The following is a 14,405-nucleotide window of genomic DNA, read 5'->3' on the forward strand; positions in this document are numbered from 1 at the left end:
CATTGCTGAGCTACCTCGCCAAGCGGGGGTGTCGGAGGAGATGCTATTTCAGCGTCACGCCCCATCCCCTGGGCTGGCTGAGAGACCAGACCTCGAAGCCCTCGACATTGGCGCGTGTCGCGCCCTTGGCCGCGGGGTTGTAGACCGCGATCATCGGCACGTCGGTGCGGAACATGTTCTCCATCTGGTCGATCAGCGCCTGCCTCCGGGCCTTGTCGGCGATCTGCGTGCTCTGCTTGAGCAAAGCGAGCGCGGCAGGATTGTCCCAGACCTTGCGCGGCGCCTTGGCCTTGTCGCCGCTGACCATATCGAAGGACAGGGACGGATCGAGCCGGGCCGAATAGGAGAAGGCCGCGGCCTCGTAGTCCCCCTTGGTGTAGTGGTCGAGCAGGGTCGCCCAATCGAGCACTTCGAGCTCGATCTTGATGTCGGCTTCCTCGGCCATCGCCTGCACCAGCACGGCCATGTCATAGAGATATTGATAGTGCTTGGAGGTCAGCATCCGGATCGGCTGGCCCTTGTAGCCTGCCTCGGCCAGCAATTTCCGGGCGGCGTCGAGGTCGCGCTCCGGCATCTTCGCCTCGGGCTCGCCGTAATAGGCCGAGCTGACCGGGATGAGCGACCGGTTCGGCTTGCCCTCGCCTTCGGTGACCGCCTGGACGAGTTGCGGCACGTCGAGCGACAAAGCGAGCGCCTGCCGGATGCGCGGATCCGACAGCAGCGGGTCCTTGGTCTGGAACAGGATGGCATTGAGCTCCATGGTGGGCTTGCTTTGCACCTTCACATCCGCGTTCGCGCGCAGCTCGGCCATGTCGGAGACGGCGATGTCGGGAATGACGTCGATGCCGCCCGAGAGCAGGGCGGCCTTGGCCGCGGAGGGATCGGGAATGATCATGAAGCGCACGCCGGCGACCTTGGGCGTCTTGTTGCCGGCATAGCCATCGGGCTTGCCGGGCAAGGCTGCATAGGCATCGTTCCGGGAAAGGTCGATATATTGACCGGGCACCCAGGCCCCGAACTTGAACGGTCCGGTGCCGACAGGCTTGATCCACTTGCCGTCCGCACCGACGGAGCTACGCGCATAGATGCCGGTGCCGCCGCAATCGACCCGCGCCAGCGTGGTCAGGAACAGGGCCGAGGGTTCGGCCAAAGTGAAGCGCACGGTGAACGGATCGGGCGCTTCGACGCCAGTGACCTTCATGCGCCCGCTGCCGTCGAATTCCGGCAGGCAGCGCCAATTGTTCTGCGGCGCCATGTAGCGCTGCCAGTCGAACAGCACATCCGCAGCGGTCAGCGGCGTACCGTCATGAAAGGTGATGCCCTTGCGCAGCTTGAAGGTGTAACTGCGCCCATCCGCCGACGTCTCCACGCTCTCCGCCAGCATCGGCCCCACCGTGGCATCCTCGCGGAAGGCGACCAGGCCCTCCAGCACATTCATCACCACCGCGTCGGAATTGGCGTCGCGATTGATGCCGGGATCGGTCGAACGGATATCGGCATTGAGCTGGATGCGCAGCACATCCCGCGGCTGGGCCACAGCCGGCGCTACGGCCAGCAGCCCGAGGGCTGCCAATCCGCAAGTAAAGATCTGACCGCAGGCGAGGGTCCGAAAGTTCGTCATGTCAGTTCCCTATGCGATTTGTCGTCGGGATGGTGGAATGAACCGGACGGTCTGCGCCGCCTCGGCGTATCAGGCGGCATGCCGGGGCAGGACGCCGCTGCCCGGCACGTGGATGTTCATGTCGAGGCGATAGGTTTCGAAGCTGCGGTTGAGCGCCGGCAGCATCGCCACTTCCATCACGCCGAGCGCAGGCTCCATGGCGATCATGGCGACGGTCGCCGAAAGATTGGTGGAGCCCTCCCGGTGCGGCGGGCGGCAGACGGCCCAAGGCGTTTCAAAATCGTCGAACAGGGCCGCCTTGACGTGATCCATGGTGACGGCGCCGAGATGGGGCTCGATCAGCGCCCGCACCCGCAGGTCCCGATAGAGCGAGTCCGGCGTATCGGCAATGCCGCGATCGACCAGTTTGGACAAGGCGACCGGGCTCTGAAAATGGTTCGCATGCACGATCAACCCGGCTTGCGGCAGCACCTGGAAGGTCTCGTCGGGGGCGCATTCGAAGTCGATGGCAATGCCGTTGGCCTGGGCAACGATCATGTTGTTGGCCGCCGATTTCGGCGTGGCGTAGACGGCGTGCATGGCCAGGGCCAGTCGCTTCTGCTCCAGGACCTTGCGCCGGATCAGGGCCAGTGGCACGCCGAGCCGGCGATAATCGCGATCCGTTTCCAGATAATTGGCGGTGATGGAGATGCCGGCCGAATTGAAGCCGCTGCGCGCAAGCCCACCTGCCTCGGTGAAGGTAAGGATGTCCGGGCCGTCCTCGTTGCGGATCTTCAGGACGATGGCGGTTTCGGCGCATTCGGCCTTCCAGTCCCAGTTCTGGGCGTGGAGAAGGCGGCCCGAGGCGGTCGCCTGCGGCATCACGACGGCACCGGTGCAGCCATCGGCTTCGAGCGGCGCGACGATGCCGTTCTCCCGCATTTCGGCGAGCTTGAGAATTTCGGTGCGGGCATTCAGCAGCACGATGGCCGCATAGGGCAGCTCCGCGCCTTCGGCGATGCCGTGCATTTCATCGATATAGGCCGGGGCGAATTCGCGGATGGTCGGCTCGAAGCGCGAGACCAGCCCCTCCACCTCGTTCCAGGGCAGTTTGGCCGCCTCCAGCTGCGCCGAGTAATGCTCGATGCCGTGCCGGATGCGCGCGGCAGCCTGCTCGCCATATTGCCGGCCCCTTTCCCGCGGAGGACCGGCAACCTCGATCAGGGGAAGCGGCAGGACTCGCGGCTGATAGGAGACCGGGCCATCACCGTTTCGCGAACTCATTTCCACCATCTCCCACTTTGTATGTCTGTGCGATGAAGGCCAAGCCTTCATTGTCGACGCGGGACCTGATACATCAGAATTGAACAGGTTCACGCACCATGAATTGTATTTTGTGATTACATGAAACAATCTGAGCTGGATGTCAAGGAGCCGTCGACCCGCTTGCGGCAGGATCTGCTCGACCGCATCGTCCGCCTGATCCACGACGAGGCGATGCAGCCGGGCGCGCGGCTGAACGAGAACCGCCTCGCCCAGGAGCTCGGTGTCTCCCGCACACCGATCCGGGCCGCCCTCGACCAGCTCGCGGCGGGAGGCTTCGTCGGGCGCCGGCCCAACCGGGGCGTCGAGCTCATCGCCCTGCCGCCACCGCCCGCGCCGCCCCCCTCGCGCAGCACCGACCTCGACGACGAATTGCTGGTGCGCATCGCCCACGACCATGAGCGTCAGAGCCTGCCTCTCGACATTTCGGAAGCCGAGCTGATGAAGCGCTACGGCGTCAGCCGCCAGCGCGTGCGGGACGCCCTCGCCCGGCTCGAAGAGCTCGACATCGTCGAGCGCAAGGCCGGCTATGGCTGGCATTTCGCCGATCTTCTACAGGACGACGGCGCCAATCAGGAAAGCTATCGTTTCCGCATGCTGGTGGAGCCGGCCGCCATTCTCGAGCCCGGGTTCAAGCTGAGGCCGGGATGGGCTGGAGACATGCGCGAACGCCATGCCACGGCCCTGGCCACGGCCCGGGCAGGCCAGTGGAGCGCCTCGGCCAGCATCGCCTTTTTCGAAACCAACGCCGCCTTCCACGAAGGCATCGGCGCCGCATCCGGCAACCGCTATCTCGCTCATGCGGTTCGGCGCCAGTCACGGCTGCGGCGCCTGTCGAACTATGACTGGACCTATGGCAGGGACCGCGTCGAAATCTCCTGCCGCGAGCATATGGAGATCCTGGAGAGGCTGGTGGCAGGCGATTTCGAGGTCGCCGCCGCACTGATGCGCCGCCACCTCCAGAATGCAAGTCTGGTTTAGAAACATCTCGGGAACATTATGGCTTTAGTAATCACGAAAGACACAAAATACCCCTGATCGCCCTGCATTCCCCGACCGTGCTATGAGAAACGGTCCAGCCAATTCAGAGTGAACCATGCCCAATCCCGTCCGCACCATCGAACATCTGACGATCGCGATGCCCGACGGCGTCAAGCTGGCAGCGCGCCTGTGGCTGCCGGAAGGGGCCGAAGCCAGGCCCGTCCCCGCCATCCTGGAATATATCCCCTATCGCAAGCGGGACGGGACGCGTTCGCGCGACGAGGCCATGCATGGCTGGTTCGCGGCACGGGGCTACGCCGCCATCCGGGTCGACATGCGCGGGTCGGGTGACAGTGAGGGACTGCTCGACGACGAATACCTGCCGCTGGAGCAGGAGGACGCCTGCGCCGTGATCGCCTGGATCGCGCAGCAATCCTGGTGCGACGGCAAGGTCGGCATGATCGGCAAGAGCTGGGGCGGTTTCAACGCCCTTCAGGTCGCCGCGCGCAGGCCGCCGGCCCTGCAGGCGGTGATCAGCGTGTGCTCCACCGACGACCGCTATGCCGACGACGTGCATTTCATGGGCGGCGCCCTGCTGGCGGATAATCTGTGGTGGGGCTCGGCGATGATGGCCTGGCAGGCCTTGCCGCCCACGCCCTCGCTCCATGGCGAGGGCTGGCGCGAGGCCTGGGAGCAGCGCCTCGACCACCTGCCCTTCTTCCCCGCCATCTGGGCTAGCGAACAGCATCGCGGGAGCTATTGGCGGCAGGGCTCGGTCTGCGAGGATTGGTCCGCCATCGCGGTGCCGGTCTTCGCGGTCGGCGGCTGGGCGGACGCCTATTCCAACGCAATCCCGCGCCTGCTCGAGCGCCTGCCCGGCCCACGCCTCGGCCTGATCGGGCCGTGGGCCCATCATTACCCGCATCAAGGCACGCCCGGCCCCGCCATCGGCTTTCTGGAGGAAGCCCTGCGTTGGTGGGATCATTGGCTCAAGGGGCAGGACAACGGCATCATGAGCGAGCCGATGCTGCGGGCCTATATGCAGGAACGCGGCAGCTCGGATGAGGGCCGCAACGGCCGCTGGATCGGCGAGGCCTCCTGGCCCTCACGTCTGATCACCCGGCGGCCGATGTTCCTCTCGCCCGGCCAATTGTGGTGGCGGCCGGCGCCGGCCGCGGAGCTTGCCATCCGCTCGCCGCTCTGGTGCGGCGCAGGCGGCGGCGAATGGATGAGTTCCGGCCTGCCGGGCGAAGCGCCCGCCGACCAGCGCCTCGATGACGGCCTGTCCCTCGTCTTCGATTCCAAAGAGCTCGCCGACCGTACCGAGATTCTAGGCGCTCCCGAACTCGTGCTGGAAATCGCCTCCGACCGGCCGGCCGCGCAGATCTGCGTGCGGCTATGCGACGTCGCGCCCGATGGTTCTTCCGAGCGTGTCTCCTACGCCATCCTCAACCTCACCCATCGGGATGGTCACGCTGAGCCCAGGCCCCTCACGCCCGGCACTTTCGAGACGGTCCGCATCAGGCTCAACGACTGCGCCCATGCCTTCGTGGCCGGCAACCGCGTTCGCCTGTCGATTGCGACCTCGGCCTGGCCCACGGTCTGGCCCGCACGCGACCAGGCGACACTGACGGTCCGGACCGGCGAAGCCGCCCTGATCCTGCCGGTGCGTCGGCCGCGGCGCGAGGACGCCGCCCTCGCCTTCCCGCCGGTCAGCATGGCCGAGACCGGCCCGGTCCATGCGAGCCGCCCGCCTCAGGCCGAGCGAAGATTCAGCCTCGACCTCATCGAAGGCACGGCCCATCTCGTGGTCGACGGCGACGCCTTCGGCTCGGCGCCGATGCGGTTCGAGGAAATCGCCACCGATTTCGCCCATAAGCTACGCCGGGAATTCTCCATCCGCGACGGCGAACCGCACAGCGCCTGCCAGACGGTGATGCATCATTGCACGCTAACCTGCGATGGCATCGAATTCCGCATCGAGGCGGAAGCCCGCATGATCGCCAATGACGAGAATTTCGAGATCAGCGCCCGGGTCCGCGCCCTGCAGGACTGGGTCGAGATCGCCGACCGCAGCTTCCACGAGGTGATCCCCCGCCTGCTGGTGTGAGAGGCCGGAGCTCAGCGGTGCTTTCCAATTTCGTCAGGCTGACGGGTCTGTCATTCCCGGCGAGGTCGGGGGCCGGGGATGACAGACCCGCCTCTTATCGCCCGCTTCGCGCCGCCTGCTTCAGCAGGAAGGCATCGTGCCGAACGAGAAAGGCGCGCAGGCGATCGGGATAGTCGGGCTCGACCGTCGCCTGCACGCTGGGGCGTGCCGACAGGGCCTGGCGCCAGGCTTGTACACGGGGCAGCCCTGCGAAGACGGCGGTATCGGCAAGCGTGTCGAACAGGTCGAAATAGCGGAAGATCGGTGCAAAGACGGCATCGACCAGGCAGAAGGCTTCGCCGGCAAGATAAGGGCCTTTACCGAGCACATCCTCCACGCGAGCGAATTTGCCCGCGATCTTGGCACGTGCGCGCTCGTAACCTGCCTCATCGGTAGCCGTCTCCAGGCCCCAGAGATCGGCGAGAAGGGAGGAGCCGAATTCCATCCATCCCCGATGCCGGGCCCGCTCGAGCGGATCGGCAGGATGTAGCCTCGGCCCCTCCACGGTCTCCTCGACGAATTCGCAGATGACGTTGCTCTCGAACAGCACGGCCTGTGACTGTCCTGCCCGCTCGACCAGCAGCAACGGCACCTTGCCGAGCGGCGATAGGGCCGTGAACCAATCGGGCTTGGCCGAGAGATCGATGAAGCGCCGTTCGAACGGCGCTGCCTTCTCCATCAGCGCGATGGCCGCGCGCTGCACATAGGGGCAGAGATGGTGGCTGACGAGCGTCAGCCTGGCGGACCGGAACTGCGTGCTCATGCCGCCACCTTCATGCCTTCCGCCTGCATTGCGGCCTGCACGGCAGGACGCGCGCCGACGCGTGCCATGAAGGCGCGGATCACCGGGAAAGGCGCAAGGTCGACCTTGGTGTAGGGCGACCAGCCAACGATGGTGAAGAGATAGGCATCGGCAGCGGTGAAGGTCTCGCCCAAGAGGAAGGGGCCGCCCTCGGCCAGATGACGCTCGACGGTGGCGAGGCGCTCGGCGATCTTGATACGGGCGACATCCTGGGCCTGCGTGCCATATTCGGGATGGAACAGCCAGGGGCTGTACATCTTGTGCAGTTCCGAGGCGATGAAGTTGAGCCAGGATTGCAGGCGAGCCCTCTCGACCGTGCCGGCGGCCGGCGCCAGGCCGCTTTCGGGCTTGAGATCGGCGAGATATTGGCTGATCGCAGCGCCTTCGGTCAGCACCGAGCCGTCGTCGAGACGCAGCGCCGGCACGTAATGGTTGGGATTGACAGTGGTGTAGTCGACACCCTGTTCGGTGATGTGCGGGGTCTTGCGCAGGTCGACGCGTTCGAGCTCAAGCCCGATGCCGGCCTCCTTCGCCACGATATGGGGCGAGAGCGAGCAGGTGCCGGTGGCATAATAGAGTTTCATGTCCCATTCCTTTCAGCTTGAAGCGGCCGCCCCACCGGCATCGGGCGGGACCTGCGGCCTGTTCGACGCAAAGGTTAGGGCAATGCACACACGCATGGCCAATTGGGATTGCACCAGCAGTGCTTGCGTGACTGCAAGCCGTTGCAATGCTATGTGGAAGCCCAATTCTATGTGGAAACCCAATTCTATGTGGAAACCCAATTCTATGTGGAAACCATGGACGACTGGAACGAATTGCGCCTGGTGCTGGCAATCCAGCGCGCCGGTAGCCTCACCGCAGCGGCCAAAGCCCTGGCGATCGATCACTCCACGGCCTTCCGGCGCCTCAACGCCCTGGAAGCCCGCCTGGACCTGCGCCTGTTCGAGCGCCTTCCCGGTGGCGTCTACCAGACGACGGCGGCCGGCGAGCGCATGGCCGTCGCCGCCGAGCGCATGGAGGACGAGGCGCTGGCCTTAGACCGTGACATCACCGGCCGCGACCATCGCCTCTCGGGCCGGCTGCGCGTCACCTCCTCGGAGACCTTGGCCTATAGCCGGCTGACGCAGCACCTCGCTGCCTTCCGTCGCATCCATCCAGGCATCGTGGTCGAGCTTGCCATCGACAATCGCGTGCTCAGCCTGTCGCGGCGCGAGGCCGATATCGCCTTCCGCCCGGTGCGACCACGGGAAGGAGATCTGTGGGGCAGGAAGCTCGCCGGCATGGCCTGGACCTTCTACGGCTCACCAACCCTCGTGGAGGCGAATGGCGGGCCGGCCGCATCCGCCAAGGACCTCGCCGGCCAGACCTTTGTGGGCTGGCAGGAAGGGACGGCAGGCATTCGGGCTGCCGATTGGCTGGTGCAACACCTGCCAGCCGACGCCACCGCCTATCGCTCGAACAGCCTGGTCAACCAGGCGGTGGCGGCCAAGGCCGGCCTCGGCTTTGCCCTGCTGCCCTGCTATCTCGGCGACAGCGATTCCGGCCTCGCCCGCGCCCTCGCCGAACCGATGCCGGAACTGATGGGCGAATTGTGGATCGTCACCCATGGCGATCTCAAGAACACTGCCCGCATCCGCGCCTTCTTCGATCTGGTCGGCACCGGCCTGGCTGCGGAGAAGCGGCTGTTCGAGGGCAATGGCCTCCCGAAGACGATAGATGCAGACAAGATTTGAAGGTGAAAGCGTGCGCGCAATCCTGTGCTGAACGAACCCGGGTCGCAACTGGTTTTACCTTGGGTCTCAGCGTCTCGCGGGGAAACGCGATCGGTAGGGTCTAGTACCAAAAAATAATATATACTGGTATCGATTTGGAGATATAGACAGGGCCCGCAATATCTCGGTCTCCTTGGGAGATCACTTCGCGACCTTTATCGACGAACAGGTCGACACTGGACGTTACGGATCAGCGAGTGATGTCGTACGTGCAGGCCTTCGCCTGCTTGAGAAGCAGGAAGTGCGATTTAAAGCACTGCGCAATGCCCTGATCGCCGGTGAGGAGTCCGGGCCTCCCAAACCATTCGACGGTGAAGCCTTCCTCAAACGGTTGCATGATAAGCATGCCGGATAAAATCAGCCACTACCGTCTCACGCAACAGGCCGAAAGCGATCTCGCGGAAATCTGGCTCTATACGCTCCGAACATGGTCGCGCGAGCAAGCCGAATAGCTATTTTCGTACACTTTTGGCAGCCTTCGAAGGGCTCGCCGCTGGGGCAAAAACCGGCCGCCCGGTCGAGATCCGGGAAGGCTATCTCAAATATAATTTCGGCTCACATATCGTATTCTATCGCCGCATGGAGCAAACCATCGACATTATCCGCATATTGCATCAGCGCATGGATATCGGCCCGCATTTCTAGAGCAAAACGCTCTAGAAAAATCTCGACACTCAACCCAGATCACCCCACCCCATTCCGCTGCAAACGCAGGCGGAAGCAGGCACCGGGACCCTCATCGACATAGTCGATGCTGGCACCGCTGTTGGCGAGCAGGGAGCGGGCGATCGGCAGCCCGAGACCGGTGCCGCCATTGGCGCGCTTGGTGGTGAAGAAGGGTTCGAACAATCGGGTTCGATCGTGGGGGGAAATGCCCGGGCCGTCGTCGGCGACCCGAAGATCGAGATGACCGTCCCCGACCGTCGCCGCCGAGATCGTCACCCTCGATGCCCCGGCCTGGCGGCTGTTCTCGACAAGCGTCGTCAATACCGCTTCCAGAACGTCGGCCGGGACACGCACGGTGGGCAAGCCAGCATCGAGATCGACTTCGACCTTGAAGTCGTCGTCGGAGCCGGCATCGGCGATGCGGCGCACGGGATCGGCCAGAGGCGTGGATACGGCCTCGCTTTCGTCCGCCATGTCGGCGCGGGCGAGTTCGAGCAGGCGGACCACGAGGCGCGACAGGCGCTCGGCGTCGCCCTCGGCATTGGCGATGAAGCGCCGGCGCTCCTCGACGCTCATGGTATCGCCGTGCTCGTCGAGAAGCTCGAGCACCCCGCGAATGCCGGTGAGCGGCGTCTTGAATTCGTGGCTCATCGCAGCAGCGAAATCGCGCAGATAGCGCGAGCGCAGATCGATGGCCACGGCCATGCGCCGGAAATTGTCGAAAAGCGCCCGGATCTCGATCGTGGCAGTTGCCGGGGTCGGCGGCACCTCGGCGCCGCCACGGCCGAGATGACGGCCGACCTCGGCGCTCGCCTGCGTCAACTGTTCGATCGGCTTGGCGATGGCCCTGGACAACAGGCCGGCCAAACCGATGATCACCGCGAGGATGATGCCGAAGCCGAGCGCAATCTTGCCGAGATCGTCGTAGATGCCGCGGAACAGAGCGCGGGGTGAGCGCGACAGCAAGAGGACGCCGACGGTGCGATCGCCCAGCTTGATCGGCCGGGCATAGTGCACGCGAATGGCCGAAGCGCGGCTGAAGACTTCGAAAGCGTAGCGCGGCGCATAATCCCCGCGCCGGCGCAGAACCGATTGCGAGCGCCCATTGATGGCCGACTGGACTTCCGGCAGGAAGGCGTAGCTCTGGCCCTGAAGCGGCCCGTCCGACAGCACCGTGCCCCTGGCGTCGAGGATCAGCGCGCTCGCCAGCGTGGTACGCCGGCTCTGCTCGATCAGCGGCGCTATCGCTCCGGCCGCCACCAGCGCCTCCGCATCCGGCGGCTGCGACGAGGCGATGGGCAGGGGACGCTGGGACAGGATCGGCATGGTATTGAGATCGATCGTCAGCGCCTCCGGCGTGAAATAGGGCTCCGCCGTCGCATCGTCCCGCCGATAGGATTCGTTCGGATCATTGTCCGTCGGAGGCGGCACCGGCGGCGGCTTCGGGCCGGGCCAGGCGAGATCGAAGGCGGCGTCGTAGACGGCAGCCTGGGCGATCAACTCCGCCTCGGTCTGGCGCACCAGGACGTTTTCGTAGACCCGCAGGAAGATGGCACCGAGGCCCGGCATCAAGGCGGTGAACAACAGCACGCCGATCAGGATCGAGCGCAGGCGCAGCGCCGGCCAGCGCGCCTTGACGGCGTCCTTCAGCCGGGTGAGCAGGATCACGCCGCCTTGCCCGCGCAGGAGCCTATGCGATAGCCGATGCCTGCCCGGGTCTCGATCACGTCCTCGGCACCCACGACCGAAAACTTCTGGCGGATATGGCGGATATGGCTGTCGATCGTGCGGTCAGTGATGGCAAAGCCCGGCCCGTGCAGGCGGTCGATGATCTCGTCGCGGGAAAAGACCTTTGACGGCGTCGCCGCCAGGATCTGCAGGAGCTGGAACTCCTTGGCAGTGAGGCCCACCGATGCTCCGTCCCATTGGGTCTGCCAGCCTTCGGGATCGAGGTTGAGCAGGCCGCGCGCCAGCACCGACGCCGGCGCCGCCTGGACCGGCTTGGCGCCGACCCGCTTGAGGATGGCCCCGACACGCGCCACCACTTCGCGGGGCGAGAAGGGCTTCACCACATAGTCGTCGGCGCCCATTTCGAGGCCGAGCACCCGGTCGATCTCATCGTCCCGGGAGGATAGGAACAGCACCGGCAGCTCGCTTTGCGCCCGGAGCCGGCGGCAGACTTCGAGCCCATCCATGCGCGGCATGTTGATGTCGAGGATGGCAAGGTCCGGCTTGAGGGACAGCGCCTTCGCCAGGCCTTCCTCGCCGTCACCGGCCTGGTGCGTGGTCATGCCGGCCTTGGCAAGGGCGAAAGCCAGCAATTCGCGAATATGCGGATCGTCATCGACGATGAGAATGGTGCGGGACATGAGCGATGAATGTCACTTCAAGGGGAAGGTGTCAAAGTGGGGTTCGGCAGTGTTTGACCGGGCAGCGGTCCCGCCTGCTGCAACCGCCAGGCGCCGGCCAGGGTCCATCGGCGCCAATCGACCTGCTGCGCCTCCAGCCTGGTCTGCACCGCCTGCCTCAACCCGCGCAACTCGGCAAGATCACGGCTCTGCGCTGCGTCGGCGGCCACGCTGGCATCCTTGAGCGCCAGCAGTGTGCCCGTACCGCCGAGGCTCGCCACATAGGACGTATCTTGCCGCCATTCGAAGGTTTGCGGCGATCCCCGTCGCTCGAGATTCCAGCGGGCAATGACACCCTCGAAATTGATGAAGCAGCAGACGCCGAGCACGATGGCAAGGCAAAGAGCATTGGCGTTTACAAGCCGCACGCCATCGCGCTGGCGGGCGATACGCCATGAGATCAGCGCCAATCCGGTCATCACCAGGAACAGGAAGATCAGGGCCGCAATACGCAGATAGGTCAGCGAATAGGCCTCGATATAGGCGATGACGCGCAGCATGGTGGAGGCCACCAGCAGCATGGTCTGGCCAATCCACAGATAGACCAGCAGGCGCACGCCCGCCCTGCTCGCCAATGGCGAGCCCGTACGCAGACAGATGAGCACGAAGCCTGCCGCCAGCAGGGCTGCCAAAACCAGGGCTTGCGTACCGCGATGGGCATATTGGGAAAAGGTCACGCCTTCAGGAAGCCTGGCACCGCTCCACAGAAAGGCAATGTCCGAGACATTCTGGAGGGCGAACACCAGATTGAAGGCGGCGAGCGCCATCACCACCGGCGTCACCCCGGGCCAGGCGGGCAGGATTGGCAACGGCGCGTAGGCGGAGGCACTGGCGAAGAGGCGCAGGCGCAGCGGCCTGAAGCTCGCCCACAGCGCCACCACGCTCGCCAGGACGAACAGGCCATGCCAGATCAGGCCGGTGCCCTCGCTCTGCAGGGCGAGCCCATTCCACAAGGCAGAGAATCCCAGGCCGATCAAGGGATTGGCGTCGGAGAACAACAGCAGGAAGAGGATCGAGCCGAAACCCGCCACGAGCAGGCCTCCGGCGATCCCGCGAAGAGCGAGGGCTCCGCGCCGCCGCATGATCCGCGCGAGTCGACCTGTGTCGATCAGGGCCGCCATCGGGCTGAGAACGCCCTAGAGCACGAGGCGGAGGACCCAGAGCAGCGCATTGCCGAATTCCCCATAGCGCGGCAGCAACAGCGCCAGTGCCAATCCCGTCAGAAAGAGCAGGCCGGCAAGCAGGCTCGGCTCGACGATCAGGGCAAAGCCCGCAAGGCTGGCGCCGACCACGGCGATGCGGCTGGCCCGGCTTCGACGCATCAACGTATCGCAGGTCAGCAGCGCTCCGAGCCAGGCGAAAGCCAGGAAGCCGATGATGCTGCCGACCTGCGGCAGCGCCTGCCCGGCCGACAGCGCAAAATCGGCAAGGGCAGCCAACACCATGACGGCCAGGCCCTTGAGAACGAAACTCAATCGAAGAGGTTGACGGTTGCGGGTCGGCAGGGACTGGTCCGGCGAAGCGGATGCGATCGGCATGGGTTCCTCCATGGCCTCCATCTTGCTTCACCGATGTTCAGCCGCGATACAGCACTCGTGGCGGCGTGATGGGCGGTTCGTGCAGAAATCGTGCAGAAACCCGGCCCGGAGCGCGGACATCCTGTCCCCTCATGAGAACGCTGCGCTCGCAAGGTGGCACCAGCGGACATCGCGACATGAAGGCATGTCGCGATGTCCGCGCTCCAAACCGCCCTCAGCCCGGCAGGCTCGCCACCACCGCCTTGGCCACGGCCGCCAAGGCGGCCTCGCGGCGCTCGACCGGAGCAGTACTATCGGTCAGATAGGCGGCAATGAGAAGGGGCGGACGGGCGGGCGGCCAGGCGATGGCGACATCATTGGTTGAACCGCGCTCACCGGTTCCCGTCTTGTCGCCGACGTCCCATCCCGCAGGCAGTCCGGCATGCAGCCGGCTACCGCCGGTTCTGTTGGCCTTCAGCCAGGCATTGAGCTGGCTGCGCGAGAATGGCGACAGCGCATCTGCGACCAGCAGGGCTTTGAGGTCCGCCAGCATGGCGGCGGGGCTGGTGGTATCGCGCGGATCTCCCGGCAGCGATTCGTTGAGCTCCAGCTCCCAACGGTCGAGACGACTGACCGAATCACCGATCGAGCGCAGATAGCGGGTCAACCCGGCCGGGCCGTCGACGGCCTCCAGCAAGAGATTGCCGGCCAGATTATCGCTCCGTGTGATCGCTGCTTCGCAAAGCTCCGCCAAGGTCAGCTGTCCGCCGGCATGCCTGGCTGTTGTCGGCGAATTGGGCAGCAGCCTCGCGGCCTCGATCGAAACCATACGGGCGAGTTGCTCGCGTCCCTGATCGACCCGGGCGAGCACCGCGGCGGCGACCAGCAGTTTGAAAGTGCTGCAGAGCGGAAAAAGCTCATCGGGCCGATAGGCCAGCCTCGTGTTCGATTTGAGATCGAGAGCGGCCACGCCCAAACGTCCTCCCACCCCGCCTTCGATCCGCCCGATTGCCGCTGCGAAATTCGACGAGGCTGGGGAACTGGCCGATGAAAGCGTGCCGCCCAACGGCAGCAGGAACAAGGTCGCACCCGCCCCAACCATGAAATTCCGTCTGGTCATGCCAACTCCCTACAATGTTCAATGCCAGGATGGCGGTAGCTTGAGCGGGCGACAAACGATGATA

Annotated in this window: 14 protein-coding genes; 5 read left to right on the forward strand and 9 right to left on the reverse strand. The window is 65.1% G+C overall.

Annotation, left to right across the window (positions count from 1 at the left end; genetic code table 11):
• Nucleotides 1-43 precede the first annotated feature (43 nt).
• Together ACZYTC_RS28605 and ACZYTC_RS28610 are read right to left on the reverse strand one after the other, a co-directional pair.
• The gene (locus tag ACZYTC_RS28605; RefSeq protein ID WP_488991142.1) at nucleotides 44-1,621 is read right to left on the reverse strand and encodes an ABC transporter substrate-binding protein; all 1,578 of its coding nucleotides are present in this window, start codon (nucleotides 1,619-1,621) and stop codon (nucleotides 44-46) included.
• Nucleotides 1,622-1,690: 69 nt separating this feature from the next.
• On the reverse strand, nucleotides 1,691-2,884 hold the full coding sequence (locus ACZYTC_RS28610) for a C45 family autoproteolytic acyltransferase/hydrolase (RefSeq protein ID WP_488991143.1): 1,194 nt from the start codon (nucleotides 2,882-2,884) through the stop codon (nucleotides 1,691-1,693).
• A gap of 120 nt (nucleotides 2,885-3,004) precedes the next feature.
• Here ACZYTC_RS28610 and ACZYTC_RS28615 point away from each other — a divergent pair, with 120 nt between their 5' ends.
• Both ACZYTC_RS28615 and ACZYTC_RS28620 read left to right on the forward strand, forming a co-directional pair.
• Complete coding sequence (locus tag ACZYTC_RS28615; protein ID WP_322434297.1) at nucleotides 3,005-3,904, forward strand: GntR family transcriptional regulator; 900 nt, start codon at nucleotides 3,005-3,007, stop codon at nucleotides 3,902-3,904.
• Nucleotides 3,905-4,019: 115 nt separating this feature from the next.
• Nucleotides 4,020-6,014, forward strand: coding sequence for a CocE/NonD family hydrolase (locus tag ACZYTC_RS28620; RefSeq protein ID WP_441771512.1), 1,995 nt, complete (start codon nucleotides 4,020-4,022; stop codon nucleotides 6,012-6,014).
• Between the two features lie 94 nt (nucleotides 6,015-6,108).
• On the opposite strand, the gene ACZYTC_RS28625 is transcribed toward ACZYTC_RS28620, so the two are convergent.
• Together ACZYTC_RS28625 and gstA are read right to left on the reverse strand one after the other, a co-directional pair.
• Nucleotides 6,109-6,816, reverse strand: a complete 708-nt coding sequence (locus ACZYTC_RS28625; protein WP_488991144.1) for a glutathione S-transferase family protein — start codon at nucleotides 6,814-6,816, stop codon at nucleotides 6,109-6,111.
• On the reverse strand, nucleotides 6,813-7,439 hold the full coding sequence (gene gstA, locus ACZYTC_RS28630) for a glutathione transferase GstA (RefSeq protein ID WP_434959823.1): 627 nt from the start codon (nucleotides 7,437-7,439) through the stop codon (nucleotides 6,813-6,815). The genes ACZYTC_RS28625 and gstA overlap by 4 nt, the downstream gene beginning before the upstream one ends.
• Nucleotides 7,440-7,592: 153 nt before the next feature.
• On the opposite strand from gstA, the gene ACZYTC_RS28635 reads away from it, so the two are divergent.
• The 3 genes from ACZYTC_RS28635 (at nucleotide 7,593) to ACZYTC_RS28645 (ending at nucleotide 9,275) form a co-directional block, all read left to right on the forward strand.
• Nucleotides 7,593-8,591 (forward strand): LysR family transcriptional regulator, encoded by a 999-nt coding sequence (locus ACZYTC_RS28635; protein WP_488991145.1) that lies wholly within the window; start codon nucleotides 7,593-7,595, stop codon nucleotides 8,589-8,591.
• A 142-nt stretch (nucleotides 8,592-8,733) separates the two neighbouring features.
• On the forward strand, nucleotides 8,734-8,985 hold the full coding sequence (locus ACZYTC_RS28640; RefSeq protein ID WP_434961303.1) for a type II toxin-antitoxin system ParD family antitoxin: 252 nt from the start codon (nucleotides 8,734-8,736) through the stop codon (nucleotides 8,983-8,985).
• A 113-nt stretch (nucleotides 8,986-9,098) separates the two neighbouring features.
• Nucleotides 9,099-9,275 (forward strand): type II toxin-antitoxin system RelE/ParE family toxin, encoded by a 177-nt coding sequence (locus ACZYTC_RS28645; protein ID WP_488991146.1) that lies wholly within the window; start codon nucleotides 9,099-9,101, stop codon nucleotides 9,273-9,275.
• A gap of 39 nt (nucleotides 9,276-9,314) precedes the next feature.
• On the opposite strand, the gene ACZYTC_RS28650 is transcribed toward ACZYTC_RS28645, so the two are convergent.
• The 5 genes from ACZYTC_RS28650 to bla all read right to left on the reverse strand — a co-directional run bounded on the left by ACZYTC_RS28650 (nucleotide 9,315) and on the right by bla (nucleotide 14,341).
• The gene (locus ACZYTC_RS28650) at nucleotides 9,315-10,964 is read right to left on the reverse strand and encodes a sensor histidine kinase (protein ID WP_488991147.1); all 1,650 of its coding nucleotides are present in this window, start codon (nucleotides 10,962-10,964) and stop codon (nucleotides 9,315-9,317) included.
• Nucleotides 10,961-11,665 carry a response regulator transcription factor gene (locus ACZYTC_RS28655; protein ID WP_434959827.1) on the reverse strand — a complete coding sequence of 235 codons (705 nt, stop codon included), beginning with the start codon at nucleotides 11,663-11,665 and terminating at the stop codon, nucleotides 10,961-10,963. The genes ACZYTC_RS28650 and ACZYTC_RS28655 overlap by 4 nt, the downstream gene beginning before the upstream one ends.
• Before the next feature lie 17 nt (nucleotides 11,666-11,682).
• Complete coding sequence (locus tag ACZYTC_RS28660) at nucleotides 11,683-12,786, reverse strand: DUF4153 domain-containing protein (protein WP_488991148.1); 1,104 nt, start codon at nucleotides 12,784-12,786, stop codon at nucleotides 11,683-11,685.
• 54 nt (nucleotides 12,787-12,840) lie between these two features.
• Nucleotides 12,841-13,242 (reverse strand): hypothetical protein, encoded by a 402-nt coding sequence (locus ACZYTC_RS28665; protein ID WP_488991149.1) that lies wholly within the window; start codon nucleotides 13,240-13,242, stop codon nucleotides 12,841-12,843.
• A 214-nt stretch (nucleotides 13,243-13,456) separates the two neighbouring features.
• A complete protein-coding gene (gene bla, locus ACZYTC_RS28670) occupies nucleotides 13,457-14,341 on the reverse strand; it encodes a class A beta-lactamase (RefSeq protein ID WP_488991150.1) in 885 nt (294 codons plus the stop codon).
• Nucleotides 14,342-14,405 lie beyond the last annotated feature (64 nt).

The organism is Labrys sp. F242, assembly GCF_057813875.1.